Source organism: Agrobacterium sp. ST15.13.015, assembly GCF_027871645.1.
Classification (GTDB): domain Bacteria; phylum Pseudomonadota; class Alphaproteobacteria; order Rhizobiales; family Rhizobiaceae; genus Agrobacterium; species Agrobacterium leguminum.
In genome coordinates, this window is the sequence record NZ_JAQAHF010000025.1 from 38,567 (window position 1) to 51,799 (window position 13,233).

At 61.5% G+C, this 13,233-nt stretch carries 11 protein-coding genes; 9 read left to right on the plus strand and 2 right to left on the minus strand.

Features of this window, described 5'->3' with window-relative positions; all coding sequences use genetic code 11:
* Positions 1 to 145: 145 nt before the first annotated feature.
* Positions 146 to 2,212: a TonB-dependent receptor gene (locus PIB16_RS25040; protein ID WP_142845245.1), complete on the minus strand. Its 2,067-nt coding sequence runs from the start codon at positions 2,210 to 2,212 to the stop codon at positions 146 to 148.
* A 297-nt stretch (positions 2,213 to 2,509) separates the two neighbouring features.
* On the opposite strand from PIB16_RS25040, the gene PIB16_RS25045 reads away from it, so the two are divergent.
* Positions 2,510 to 3,286, plus strand: a complete 777-nt coding sequence (locus tag PIB16_RS25045; RefSeq protein ID WP_271046553.1) for an IclR family transcriptional regulator — start codon at positions 2,510 to 2,512, stop codon at positions 3,284 to 3,286.
* Positions 3,287 to 3,288: 2 nt separating this feature from the next.
* On the opposite strand, the gene PIB16_RS25050 is transcribed toward PIB16_RS25045, so the two are convergent.
* On the minus strand, positions 3,289 to 4,590 hold the full coding sequence (locus tag PIB16_RS25050; protein WP_271046551.1) for an NtaA/DmoA family FMN-dependent monooxygenase: 1,302 nt from the start codon (positions 4,588 to 4,590) through the stop codon (positions 3,289 to 3,291).
* A gap of 214 nt (positions 4,591 to 4,804) precedes the next feature.
* Here PIB16_RS25050 and PIB16_RS25055 point away from each other — a divergent pair, with 214 nt between their 5' ends.
* From PIB16_RS25055 to PIB16_RS25090, 8 genes are all read left to right on the plus strand, one after another.
* The gene (locus PIB16_RS25055; RefSeq protein ID WP_174040387.1) at positions 4,805 to 5,605 is read left to right on the plus strand and encodes an ABC transporter ATP-binding protein; all 801 of its coding nucleotides are present in this window, start codon (positions 4,805 to 4,807) and stop codon (positions 5,603 to 5,605) included.
* Positions 5,602 to 6,615 (plus strand): FecCD family ABC transporter permease, encoded by a 1,014-nt coding sequence (locus PIB16_RS25060; RefSeq protein WP_271046552.1) that lies wholly within the window; start codon positions 5,602 to 5,604, stop codon positions 6,613 to 6,615. The genes PIB16_RS25055 and PIB16_RS25060 overlap by 4 nt, the downstream gene beginning before the upstream one ends.
* 11 nt (positions 6,616 to 6,626) lie before the next feature.
* The gene (locus PIB16_RS25065; protein ID WP_174046283.1) at positions 6,627 to 7,691 is read left to right on the plus strand and encodes a FecCD family ABC transporter permease; all 1,065 of its coding nucleotides are present in this window, start codon (positions 6,627 to 6,629) and stop codon (positions 7,689 to 7,691) included.
* A 23-nt stretch (positions 7,692 to 7,714) separates the two neighbouring features.
* A complete protein-coding gene (locus PIB16_RS25070) occupies positions 7,715 to 8,668 on the plus strand; it encodes an ABC transporter substrate-binding protein (protein WP_065655268.1) in 954 nt (317 codons plus the stop codon).
* A 235-nt stretch (positions 8,669 to 8,903) separates the two neighbouring features.
* Positions 8,904 to 9,743: a siderophore-interacting protein gene (locus PIB16_RS25075; protein ID WP_078053259.1), complete on the plus strand. Its 840-nt coding sequence runs from the start codon at positions 8,904 to 8,906 to the stop codon at positions 9,741 to 9,743.
* The gene (locus PIB16_RS25080) at positions 9,736 to 10,014 is read left to right on the plus strand and encodes a phosphopantetheine-binding protein (protein WP_078053260.1); all 279 of its coding nucleotides are present in this window, start codon (positions 9,736 to 9,738) and stop codon (positions 10,012 to 10,014) included. Before PIB16_RS25075 ends, PIB16_RS25080 begins: the two co-directional genes overlap by 8 nt.
* Positions 10,015 to 10,076: 62 nt before the next feature.
* The gene (locus PIB16_RS25085; RefSeq protein ID WP_142845252.1) at positions 10,077 to 12,899 is read left to right on the plus strand and encodes a condensation domain-containing protein; all 2,823 of its coding nucleotides are present in this window, start codon (positions 10,077 to 10,079) and stop codon (positions 12,897 to 12,899) included.
* A 205-nt stretch (positions 12,900 to 13,104) separates the two neighbouring features.
* Positions 13,105 to 13,233, plus strand: a 129-nt coding sequence (locus PIB16_RS25090; RefSeq protein WP_271046554.1) for a DUF4372 domain-containing protein, incomplete at its 3' end; no start/stop codon positions are given.

Here is a 13,233-nt window from a genome sequence, read left to right on the forward strand (position 1 = left end):
CATCTGCAACCGATTGTTCTAACGAGACGTGGTTGGATCCTCGGGACAAGCCCGAGGATGACGGCGAGTGCGAGAGAGGGTCAACAGTTCGAGACCTCCGAAAATCATTTCGGAGGTCTCTTCGCTTTTCAACTCAGGTGACAGCTCAGAACGTGCCGCGAATACCGACGCCAAACATGCGCGGTTCAGTCATGCTCGCCTCGATGCCGCCGATGCCGCGGTTTTCCTTCATCAGCGTCGGTGCGCGCTCATCGAAGACGTTCTTGACATAAGCGTAGAATTCAAGCTCCTCCTGGAACTTGTAGCTCGCCCGCACATCTGCAATCGTATAAGGATCGATGGCATAAACGGCCTTGTTATCCGTGTCGGAATAATAGCCGTCGAGATGGCGCACCTGCCCCGAAACGGTAAATTTATCCGTCACGTCCCAGCTTGCTCCGACGGTGAAGCTGTAACCCGGCGACTTGGCGAATTCCTTGCCGACATAGGCGGCATTGCTGGAAATCTCGTCGATCTTCGTCTTCAGCAGACCGGCGCTGGCCTTCAGTGTCAGATTGTCGAGGACCTGATAATCCACGCCGATTTCCAGACCGTAAGCATGAGCTTCTTCGGCATTGACGGTGTAGGACTCGCTGATGCCCGTGGAGACGACGACCGGCACGTTAAACTGGGCGTCCTTCATGTCCATGTAGAACAGGTTACCGTTCACTGTCAGCGTATCGTCCAGCAGGCTGGCGCGGGTGAACAGCTCGTAGTTCCAGATGGTTTCCTTGTCGAAGGTGCGCCATTTGCTGGTCGTCAGGTCGAATGCGACGCCGCCGGGATTGTAACCGCGGCTGATCAGGCCGCCCACCGTCCAGTCGTCATTGATGGCGTAGGCCAGCGACGCCTTGGGCAGGATTTCCGAGAAGGTTTCGTCATAATTGACCGAGCTTCTGCTGGTGGCGGAGAGCGTCCGGTAGCCGGCGCGCTGAATCTGGTCCTGCTGGTAGCGCAGGCCGCCGGTCAGGGTCCATTGATCGGTCAGGCGATAGCTCAATTCGCTGAAGAGGCCGAGATTATCCTTGGTATCGTTGAAGCGCGAGGTTCCGCGCAGATAAAGCACCTCGTCGGCTTTCGTATGCGCGTAATAAATACCCGCGACACCGCTCAGCACGTCTTCCTGATCACCGAAGGTCACGCGTGTTTCGTGAGACGTGTTCTTCAGATCGATTTCGGCGTCACCATTATTCGCAATGCCAACCCGGCGCTCGGCGGAGGAAGAGGAGAACTGCGTCTGGTTGAACAGCTTCACACCGTTCTCGAAATCGTAATTGACGTCGAGGATGCCAGTATTGGTGTATTGGCCGAAACTTGGCATGGTTGTGGTGACGTGGTTCAGGTCCTCGAATGGGCGCGAAGCCGCTTCCTGGCTCGGCCGGTTAGAGGCATTGTAGGAATAGGTTAGCTTTGTCGAAAGACCAGGTATTTCCGAAGGCTCCCACAGAAGCTTGAAGCGACCGTTGAACTCCTTGAAATTCTGGTCCGTACCGGTATGGGCGAAGGCGGAATTGATGTAGTCGATGAAGGTGTCGCGGCCGGAATAATCGATTGCCACACGCGCCGCCAGTTCATCCTCGATCAGCGGACCGGAAAAGGCGAAGGAACCGCGCTTCTGGTGATAATTGCCGATTTCCGCCTGATAGCTGGCTTCCGGCGTAAAGGTCGGGTCCTTGGTGTTGACAAGGATCGCGCCGGCAATGGCGTTGGCGCCCTGCGAGGTGGTCTGCGGTCCGCGGAACACCTCGATGCTTTCGACATCCCAGATGGAGCTCGCGCCATAGATGAACTCGTTATAACCGAGATAATGGCCGTCGACATTGATCGTCGCGCGCGGCACCGTGCCGGTGAAGAAGGCGATGGAGCCGGTATTCGGTCCCTGCGTGTCCTGTCCGCGAATAATCGGGGCGCTGACATTGTCGGTGTAAACGACGTTCGGAATATCCTTGATCGCTTCCGATACGGTCGGGTCGCCGGTCTTTTCCTTCTTGATTTTATCCCCGGATATGACCGAAACGGACGACGCCGTGTTCTTCATGTCGCGCGCCACTTTTTCACCGGTCACGACGATCGGCTTCAGGACGGTGGTGCCCGCCGTCGTTGCCTGCTGATCCTGACCGAGAACCGGCGTCACAAACAATGTCGCCAGCGTCAGAGCGCTGACCCCGCTCATCAAACGACCGTTAGAGCTAAACCCCATCACACACCCCTAATAAACATGAGTATTAAAGTCATATTCAAGTAACGGAAGCGTTATCCGTTTCGCAATAGAGAATGCGTTCTGTATTGCGGACAAAAAGGCTTCCGTAACGGGATGTGCCATATTTACAACAAAGTTTACCGACCACCGTTTGCTCACCCGCAGCGTTTCGAAAGGAAACAGCATAGTTCCGTCCGCAGAAATCCATTCCGATTTCCGGTGCGATGCGTTAGGCATGCTCAACAAAACGGGGGAACGCGCTTGAACGCCATGGATGACGATTCGGACAATCTGCCGGAAAACGAGGGCGAAAAGCGCTCTGCCCTCATTCAGTCGGTATCGATCGCGGCGCGTTTCCTCAATCTTCTCGCCAGATCGGACAGGGCGCTGGCACTTGGCGAACTGGCCAAACGCGCCGGCACCGGCCGCTCCACGGCGCATCGCTACATGCAAAGCCTCGTGCGGGAGAGGCTGGTGATACAGGACCCCGCAAGCGGCAGTTACGACCTCGGACCTGCGGCGCTCGGAATAGGCATAAGCGCGCTCAGGCGAATCAATCCGGTCGAAACCGCGGGCCGCCAGATGAATGCGCTTGCCTCCGAGATCGGCGCCAGCTGCGGCGTGGCGATCTGGACCGAACGCGGCCCGACCGTGGTGCGGTGGGCGAGAAGCGCCAGCTTTTCCATCAGCACCGTAGCGCTCGGCGATGTTCTGCCGCTGGACAACAGCGCCTGCGGGCTGGTTTTTCAGGCCTACCTGCCACCGGACAGGATAGCCGCCGTGCGCAGGCTGCAACCGGCCGCCTTTCGTGGCTCCCGTCCCGATGCCGGCATTCTGGAAACCATTCGTGAGGTCGGCGGCGCGGAACTCAATGAACATCTGTTCTCCGCCCTGACGGGCAAGGCGGCGCCGGTTTTCGACGCCCAGGGCGAACTCTGTTGTGTCGTCACCACCGTATCCTTCGTGGCCACCGCCGAGACCGAACGGCATTTTTCACGGCTGATCGAAGCCGCCGAACAGGCGACCGCCGAATCCGGCGGAGCGTAAGCCTATTCGGCCAGATGTTCAGCAAAGGTGCGGCCGGAATAAGCCGTGCGGAAAAGCCCGGCATCGGCGAGCTTCGGCAACAGCCGCTCCAGCACCAGCCGCATGGATGCCACCGAACCGCCGGGCACCGCGACGAAACCGTCGATCGCACCGGCAGCCGCCCATTCGCGGATGGCCTCAAGGGCATCTTCAACAGTACCGATGATCTGCCAATGGCCCGACCCCATCACTTCCGGACGTCGCAATAATTCCGCAACACTCAGCGTCTCCCGCTCGATCAGCCGGCGCAGCAGGCCGGCATGGGTGCGGCTTCTCGGTGTCTCCGGCGGCGGCGGCAGGTCGGAGGCGGTAACGATCCGCGTGAGCGGCCAGTCCGTGAGATCAAGACCCGTCATATCGCGAATGGAGGCAAAAGCGCGGGCGCGGTTGGCGCGGGCATGGGTCTCCGCGAAGAGTTCCAGCGCCTCCCTGCCGGTCTCCGCGAGATAGAGGCTGAGGCCCGGCATCAGCTTCACGCCGTCGGGGTTGCGACCGTGGCCCTCGGCACGCCGCCGCAAATCCGCCCTGAGTTCGATGGCCGCCTGCATATCCGGCGTCGAGGCAAAGACAGCATCGGCCACCGACGAGGCGAAATCACGGCCCTCGGGAGAAGCGCCCGCCTGCACCAGCGGAATGCGGCTGACATGGGACGGCAGGTTGAGCGGGCCTTTGACGCTGAAATGCCTACCCTCATGCGCCACCGGCCGCACCAACGAGGAATCCGCGAACCGACCGCTTTCCCGGTCGAGTTTGAGAGCTTCGTTCGGAAAGCTCGCCCAGAGCTGCTGTACTACCTGCGTGAATTCGGCGGCGCGCTCGTAACGCTCCTGCGGCGAAGGCATCTCTTTCAGGCCGAAATTTTCGTGCCCCTCAAGCGCCGTCACGATATTCCACCCTGCCCTGCCATTGCTCAGCCAGTTCAGCGACTGGATCTGGCGGGCCACCACATAGGGCGGCAGAAATGTGGTCGAAACGGTGGACAACAGCCCGACATGGCTGGTTTCCCGCGCAATGGCCGCAAGAAGCATGGTCGGGTCCATGCTGGCAAATCCGCCGCCGGTCTCCAGCCCCTCGGTGCGCAGAAAAAGCGTATCCGGCCGAAACACGAAATCCACATGCGCAGCTTCCGCGCGCTGCGCCAGATCGACGAAATAATCGCTGGAAAACACCCCGCTTATATCGCTGTCCGCGCGCCGCCATGCCTCGCCGCTGAGCCAGGTTGGGGCCAGCGACATGCCGATATGAAGCTTGGCTGCGACTGACATGATGCACCTCGACTGAAATAACCGGCAGGAAATCTGCACGTTGAATCGGCAAATTTCGATTTGTGGAGAGTTTTACTATAGTTTAGTGTCGCTTCAAGACCACACCGTCGCGCCTGCCGGAAAGAAATGCTTTTTCCACGGGTTAGACGTTTAAATTCAAACACTTATAAAGACCGTGCGGCGTCTCGACGCATGGGCGCATGAATAACAGGAGTTGTATCCGGTGCTTGAAGCCACGGACCTTCACGCCAGCTATGGACATGTTCCCGTCCTGCGGGGGCTTTCCGCCCGTTTCAGATCAGGCCGCGTCACCGCGCTGGTCGGCCCCAATGGCTGCGGCAAGTCGACGCTGTTGAAGACCATTATGGGTTTCGTGCCTTTGTCATCGGGCGCGATAAGGCTCCGCGAGCGTTCGATCGGCGAGATCGGACGCCGCGAACTGGCGCGGCGCATCGCCTATCTGCCGCAGGAGTGCCATTGCCCCGACTATATGACGCTCGGTGAGCTGATCGAGCTTGCCGGTTATGCCCGCTACGGTCTTGCGGGCGGCCCGACCGAACGCGACCGCGCGCTTTTTGCCGAGGCGATGAAGACCGTCGGGCTGGAAGACAAGGCGAGAGCGCAGGTCAACACGCTTTCCGGCGGCCAGCGCCAGCGCGCCTTCATCGCCATGGTGCTGGCGCAGGATACGGACATGATCCTGATGGACGAGCCGGTCAATCATCTCGACATGAAATATCAATATGCCGTTCTCAGCCTCGTGCGCGAACTGACGGACAGGCATGGCAAGACTGTCATCGTCGTGCTGCACGATCTCAACCTTGCCTCCACCTTCGCCGATGATGTCATCATGCTGAAAGCCGGGCGGGTTCTGGCGTCCGGGCCGGTGAAAACAACGGTAACGCCCGAAAATGTCGCCGAGGTCTTCGATCTCGAAGCCGATATCTTCTCCCGGCAGGGGCGGCTCATCTGCGTGCCCCGGCTGGAGCGGCAGGAACAGGCCATCCCGGCATGACCCCGAAGATAACGCTGATTTTCGCCGCCGCGCTGCTGCTGGCTGCCATCCTCGCCATCAATCTGCTGGTAATGTCAGGCGACATGCCGCCTGCCGAAATCCTGTCGACGCTCTGGCGCAGCGAGGCCGACAGCTATGAGCAGTCGGTGCTTCTCTATCAGCAAATCCCACGCTCGCTGATTGCGATCTATGTGGGGGCGACGACGGCCGTCAGCGGTTGTGTGCTGCAGGGGCTTGTGCGCAATCCCCTCGCCTCGCCCTCCACCCTGGGGCTGAATGCCGGCGCGACGCTTTTTGTGATTGCCGGCGCGCTGGTGTTCGATTTCTCTCCGGAAATACAGGGCCTTGCCGCGCTCGCGGGCGCCGGCTTCGGTTTTACCGCCTGCTTCGTCGTCGCGCGTCTCGCCGGGCGGGCGAACGATCCGCGCGGTCTGTCGCTCATCCTTTCCGGCGCGCTGGTTTCCATGCTGCTGATCGGCGTGACCAACGCCCTGCTTCTCTCCAACCCCACACGCCGCGCCGAGTTCCTCAGCTGGGTGGGCGGCAATATCAACCACGTCTATGCCGAGCGCCTCACCGATTTCTGGTGGATCGGCGCAATTGCGCTCGTCATGTTGTGGGCGCTCGCCCGGCCGCTGACGCTGGTTCTGCTGGGCGCGGAAAAGGCCGCCTCCGCCGGTGTGAATGTCACACGCATTTCCCGGGTCGCGCTCTTCGCCACCATGCTGGCCTCGGGTTCGGCGGTGGCGATCTGCGGCCCCATCGGCTTCGTCGGCCTCATCGTGCCGCATATGATCCGGCCGCTGGTCGGGGTGAATTTCACGCTTGCCCTGCCGGCCTCCGCGCTTGTCGGCGCGGGTCTCTGCGTGCTGGCCGATCTTGGCGCGCAAACCCTGTTTGCGCCCTATGTGGTCAATACCGGGCTGTTCATGGACCTGCTTGGCGGTCTCGTCTTCATTGTCATCGTCAAGCGCTTCTATCTGTCGCCTTCGGCAAGGGGGCTGTCATGAAGGGGGCTTTCATGAAACGGCATTTCGCCACCGACGGCAAAGCCGTCCTCCGGCTTCCGAGCGGCCTGCAGATCGGCATCGGAAATCTGAAGGCCGGCCTTGCGCTGATGGTGCTGGCGCTGGCGCTCGCCGCCCTGTCCGTCAGCCTCGGCAATACCGAAACAGGCCTCGCCGATCTCCTGCGCGGATTGGTGGGCGGGCATCTCGGCGACGATCAGGCCTATGCACTGTGGACGGTGCGGCTGCCGCGTATCCTGCTCGGTTTCATGGCCGGCTGGAGCGTGGCGCTGGCGGGCGCCATGCTGCAATCCGTCGCCCGCAATCCGCTCGCCGATCCCGGCCTGTTCGGTCTAAGCCAGGGGTCGATGACCACCATCATGCTGCTTCTGGTGCTGGTGCCAGCCGCACCCAAGACGCTGGTGGCGCTTGCGGCCGTCGGCGGCGGTCTGGCCGTCGCCTTTCTTCTCATCGCCCTCGTCGGGCGGGAACGCTCGAGCGGCCTAGCCATACTGCTGATGGGCATCGCAATTGAATCGGCGCTTTCCTCCGTCTCCTCCGTGCTTCTGCTCTACACACCGGCCGAAACCTCGCTGTCGCTGGCCGACTGGATGGCGGGTTCGCTGTTTCAGGCCAGCTGGTCGACCATACTCGTTTTCGCCCCCCTCTTCGCCGCAAGCCTTGTGGGCATTTTTCTCATCGGCCGGGCGCTTGCGGTCTTCGATCTCGGCAATGAAATGGCCATGGCGCTCGGCGAAACTGTCAGACATTCGCGCCCGCTCGTCATTGTTTTTGCTGTCATCCTCAGCGCTTCCTCGGTTACGGCCGTCGGCCCGCTGACCTTTCTCGGCGTTATCGCCCCGCATCTCGCCACCTTCGTTTCGCCCGCCGTCGGGCGCGCCAGGCTTTTCCTGTCGGGGCTTACCGGCGGCATTCTGGTCGTCACCGCCGATGCCCTGTCCCGCGGACTGGTGGCCGATACGCCGATGCCGATCGGCCTTGCGCTGACGCTGATCGGCGTGCCGCTTTTCATCCTCACGCTGCGCCTTCAGGCGCTGCGCAGAACCAACAGCCACTGAAGACATCGAATAAAGGAAATGCCATGCGAATTGCCATGCTCATCGCCGCACTTCTGGCCGCCGGAACGAGCCTCGCCGCCGAGCGCAGCGTGACCGATGCCGCCGGCCGCAGCGTCTCCGTTCCTGAAAAGCCACAGCGCATCGTCGTCATGCACGAGCCGCTGCTCGGCGTGCCGCTGATGGATCTCGACGCCAATGTGGTCGGCGCCTATGGCCGCAACAGCGACGGCAAATTCGCCACCGCTGTCGATTTCGTCGACACCGTTCTCGGTGAAGGCCGCACGAAACCGAAGGGTTTCGGCGCGGTTGGCCAGATCGACCTCGAAAAACTGCGGGCGCTGCAACCAGACCTGATCGTCGCCACGGAAATGGATGGCGGCAAGGCCGAACAGCTCTCCACCGTCGCCCCCGTCTATCTGCAAAAAGTCAGCACCGGCCATGCCTATGGTTTCAGCGTCGAAGAAAACCTTGCCGCCCTGGTCGGGCGAAGCGATGTCTTTGCCGAGCGCCGGAAGACCTATGACACGAAGCTCGCCGCCGTCAAAAAGACGCTGGGCGACGATATCAAGGGCAAGACCTATCTCGCGATCCTGCTGACCGACCAGATCAATGCGGTGGGCGACATGTCCGGCGCGGTGCAGGCATTGGAGGATCTGGGTTATACCCGCCTGAAGATCGACAACGCCGCCTCTTCGGGCGGCATGGGCTCGACCCTGATGATGCCGCTGAGCGCCGATGCCTTCGGCAAGCTCAATCCCGATCTGCTGGTGGTGATGAACAGCTACACCAGCCCCGCCCGCGGCGAGGCCGGAACGCGCGCCGCCCTTGAAAAGATCATTCCCGGCTGGGAACGTTTCGTAAAACCGGCGCGCGAGAAAAGGATCGTTTTCCTCGATTCCACCAGGGTCACGACGCCTTCAATCCCGAGCGCCCTGCACACACTGGATGAGGTGGAAAGCTGGGCAGGCCGCCGCTGAACGGCTTTATCCAAAGCCAATCCCGGCACGATTTACGTGCCGGGTATAAACTTGAGTTTTTGGAGAAAGTTATATTGCCGGGGCCGAAACCGCCTGTTATGGTTCGCGCATCTTGACGCAACGACGCCGGAATATCGCGCCGGACGAGACTCCCCAATGCGCGATCCTCCGGCACGCCGACCCGGGACAGCGAAACCGCCGAACCCGTCGGCGATATCCCAGGAAAGACAACAGCATGAGCATGCCAGAAACCATAGATTCCCCCATTCCGGACCGCACTCCCAAACGCCATCGCCACCCCGTCGCGCTGCGCGCGCTCAATGTCGCGCGCGTCGAAAAGCTCAGCCGGTCCATGGTCCGCATCGTCCTGACCGGGCCGGAACTGGAGGGCTTTGCGAGCCTCGGTTTCGACGACCACGTCAAGATGTTCTTTGCCCAGTCCGGCGAAACGGAACCGAGCCTGCCGGTGATCGGCCCGAACGGCATTGAATTCCCGGAAGGCGCACCACGCCCGCTGGCGCGCGACTACACGCCGCGCAGCTTCGACGCCGAAAAGGGCGAACTCGCCATCGATTTCGCCACCCATCACGACGGCCCCGCCAGCAACTGGGCGAAAGCCGCCAAAGCGGGTGACAAAGCGTGGATCGCCGGTCCGCGCGGCTCTTTCACCGTCCCCTTCACCTACGACTGGCATCTGCTGATTGCCGACGATACCGGCCTTCCCGCGCTGGCGCGGCGGCTGCAGGAAATGCCTGAGGGCACCCGCGTCGTGGCGCTGATCGAGGTAGAGACGGATGCCGACCGGCTGGAACTCACGACGAAGGCGGATGCGTCTATTGTCTGGGTGACGCAGAAGACGGAAAACGGAACCGACCACGACGCGCTGGTGGGCGCCCTGCGCAAGCTCGAACTGCCGAAGGGCGATTTCTTCAGCTGGGTCGCCTGCGAATCGAAGGCTGCAAAGGAGGTTCGCGCCCTTCTGGTCGAAGAATTCGGCGCCAACCCCAAATGGACTCGCGCTTCCGGTTACTGGCGGCGCGGCGCCAGCGGCGTTCACGATCATTTCGATGAGTGAACCGGCAATCGCGGCGGACACCATGCCGGAGGCGGAAACGATGATGACGGAACTCAAGGCCCTTATCGCCAGGGTTCTCGACGATGAAGTGCGCGACATCGAACCGGGGGACAACCTGTTCGGTCGCGGGCTTCATTCGCTTGCCCTCATGCGGCTGATGCCACCGCTTTCCCAGCTTGCCGGGACGCGGCTCGATTATGAGGATCTGGCCCGGCAGCCCACGCTTGCCGCCTGGCAGGCGCTCATCGAACGGTCGCGCGCGGGACATTGATCCCGCGACGCAGCACTTTTCGCGCCGGAGCGCGATTCCCGAATATTTCCAAGGAGAGGACCATGGCAGCAGACAATACGCGTATGCTCGCACGTCGCGTCGAAGAAACTTTCGACAGGGGGGATGCAGCCCCGCCCAGCCAATACGAAGAACGGGTCTGGTTCGAGCAGTTTCAGGATCCCGATCAGGTCTTCCGCGCCCTTCTCGCCTATCGCATCGGTGAAGAGTGCGATCTGCTGCGCCTGACCTCGGCGCTGAAGACGCTTTGCGAAGTCTGGCCCGAACTTCGTGCACGCTTTGCCTTCGGCCAGGACGGCACGCTTGCCAAGAGCATCGAGGCCCCGTCCGCATCCATCGTGCAACTGCTGCATGTTCCATCGGCAGGCGAGGCCCTGACTTTGCTACACGACCTTCAGGCAAGGCCCTTCGATGCCGAGACCGACCCGCCGTTTCAGGCCGTCGTGCTTTTGAGCGAGGGAGAAATCCTGCTGGCATTTCTGGTCCACGGCCTGCTCGGCGAAGTCCTCTCGCCGCAAATCCTGCTGGAAGGCATTACGGCGGCCTATGCCGGTGAGACACCGAAACCGCTTTCGCCGCGCGCGGTCGAAAGTAACAGTGTCGACCCGCTTCCGCTCGGCTGGCTGCAACGTCCGGCCTCCGGCTCGACCGTCGTGGCGCTGCGGCAAAACGGGGTCGACAGGCCGGCGAGCCACAGCCACGGCATCGATCTTCCCGCCACCCTGCTCGGCCTTAACAGCTCCACGGCGACGAATGCGCTTCTGGCCCGCGCCGGATCGCGTTTTGCCCTTTTCCTCGCGAAAACCGGCGGTCCCGAGACAGTAACCCTGCGCTTGGAGCCCGGTGTCAGCGCTTCGATGCCGATGTCAGCGGAGGCTGCGGCACGGGTAGCGATCTCCCGCGACCAATCACCCGAACAGGCTGAAAAAGCCGTGCTGTCCGGTCTGGAGCAGCGAAACGACAATGAAGGCGGAACCGCAACCTTCACGCTGCAGGCGCTTGCGACACCCGTTCAGGCCATATCGGAGCATGGGCTCCAGTTTGAGCACCTGCCCCTGCCCTCCCTGCAATCCGGTCTCGGCCTGACGCTTGCCGCCGGCCCGACAGCCGCCGGCGATATCCGCCTCGAACTGACGGGCGGCAGGGAGACATCGCCGCATGCGACGGCCTTCCTGCTGGAGCGCTTCGTCAACCATCTCGAAGGCGGCACGGATTTTTCCGGCATCGTCCCCCAAAACGTCGCGACAGCACCGCAGCAGCCTGCTTCGGGTGAAAACGATGACAACACCGTCGCAACGATCCTTGCGGAATTCCGTGAAGCGCTCGTTTCGCCCGACATGGGGCCGGATGACGATTTCTTCGACTTCGGCGGCCATTCGCTGATTGCGACGCGCATCATCGGACGTCTTCTCAGCAACCACGGCATCGAGCTGCGCTTCAACGACCTGTTCAGCTACCCGACCGCCGCCTCGCTCGCAAAACAGGCGACCCGGCTCGAAACCGCAGCACCCGCGCAGGCCGAAGCGACGGCGAGCGGCTCGCTCACCGCGCCGCTTTCGCTGGCGCAGATGTCGCTCTGGAAGGCCTATGCCGCCTTCGGCTTCGGCGAAATCTTCAACATTCCCTTCGCGCTCGATTTCCTCGATCCGGTGGATGAGAATGCCTTCGAATGCGCCTTCCTCGATATCATCGAGCGCCATCCCGGCCTGCGGACCCATTTCTACGTCGAAGACAATACGGTTCTGCAGAAGATCGTGCCGATGCACGACCTGCCCGGTTACAAATGGTTCTGGACCAGCGAAGAAAGCGAAGGTGTGGACCGGCACGCGGAGGCCGGCTGGCGGTTCGATCTTGCGCGTGAACTGCCGATGCGGCTGCGCTTCCTTAAGGATGCGCAGACCGGCCGTCAGGTGCTTTCCTTCCTTTTCCATCACATCGTACTCGACGAATGGTCGGTGAACCTGATGATGGACGAGCTGACCGAGGCCTACCGGGCAAGGGCGGCGGGCAAGGCCCCGGTCTTTGCCACCAAGCCGGCGCCCTTCCATGAATTTGCGAGAAAACAGGTCGCGTCAGGCGTCAATGCCGGCCACCTCGCCTACTGGACCGATATGCTGCGGGATGCGCCGAAAGGCCTTACCCTCAACGGACAGGACAGCACGCCGCACGAGGCATCGCAGGACGAAGCACCGGCGGGCGGCTGGATCGAATTCAAGCTGGAAAAACATGTCAGCGACGGGCTTTACGCCATTGCCAAGCAGAACAGCGCCTCGCTGTTCAACGTGGTTTACGCCGCCATTGCCGCATCGCTGCGCCATCTCGGCGGGTTAAGCGATCTCGTGGTCGGCACCTCGGCTTCAGGCCGCACCGATAGCGGTTATTTCGATACGATCGGCTATTTCACCACGGTTGTCGCCCATCGCGTGCGTTTCGGCGAGACAATGACCGTCGGCGACCTGATTTCTTCGGTGAAGAACACCATCAACGGCTCGCTGGAACATAGCGAAATCCCGATCGATCTCGTCGAGGAAGCGCTGGGCATGACGCCCGGCCGCGACCATCTGTTCGAGGTCTTTATCCAGATCCACGCCAAGAACAAGCTGAACGGCACTCTTGCCGGGCCGGATGGCAAACCGGTGGAGTTCCGCCAGATCGACCCCGACAAGCATGAATCCATGCTGGGACTGCAATTCGAGGTGATGGAAGAGATGATCGGCGGCGAGCGCTCCATTCGCGTGCTGATGAGCTACCGTTCGGACCGCTACGGCCCGCAGGATGTCGAACGGCTGCGCAACACCACCAGCGGCGTCTTCAGCCGCTTTGCCGAAGCCGGCGCTTCGAGCCGCGCGCTGACGACACTCGCCTGAGCTGGAATTGGGCAAGAAAAACCCGGCTTCGCCTTAGCGGAGCCGGGTTCAATTTGTTGGCAAAATCCCGAAAGCCCACCTCCGTCATGCTCGGGTCTGTCCCACTGCTGTCCGGTTTAAATTTGGTGGACATGGCGCACGGTGTTGATTCTACTGGTATTCGAGCGTTTGGCGACGATCTCGGACACGAAAGAGGAGCAACACCGTGCGGCACAAGAATAGGGTCTTTCATGATCTTTTGAAGCGTATTCCCTGGGCGGCGTTTGAGCGGCTTGTGGATGAACACGGGGCTGACAAGCATGTCCGCCGGCTGTCGACCAAAAGCCAGTTCGTC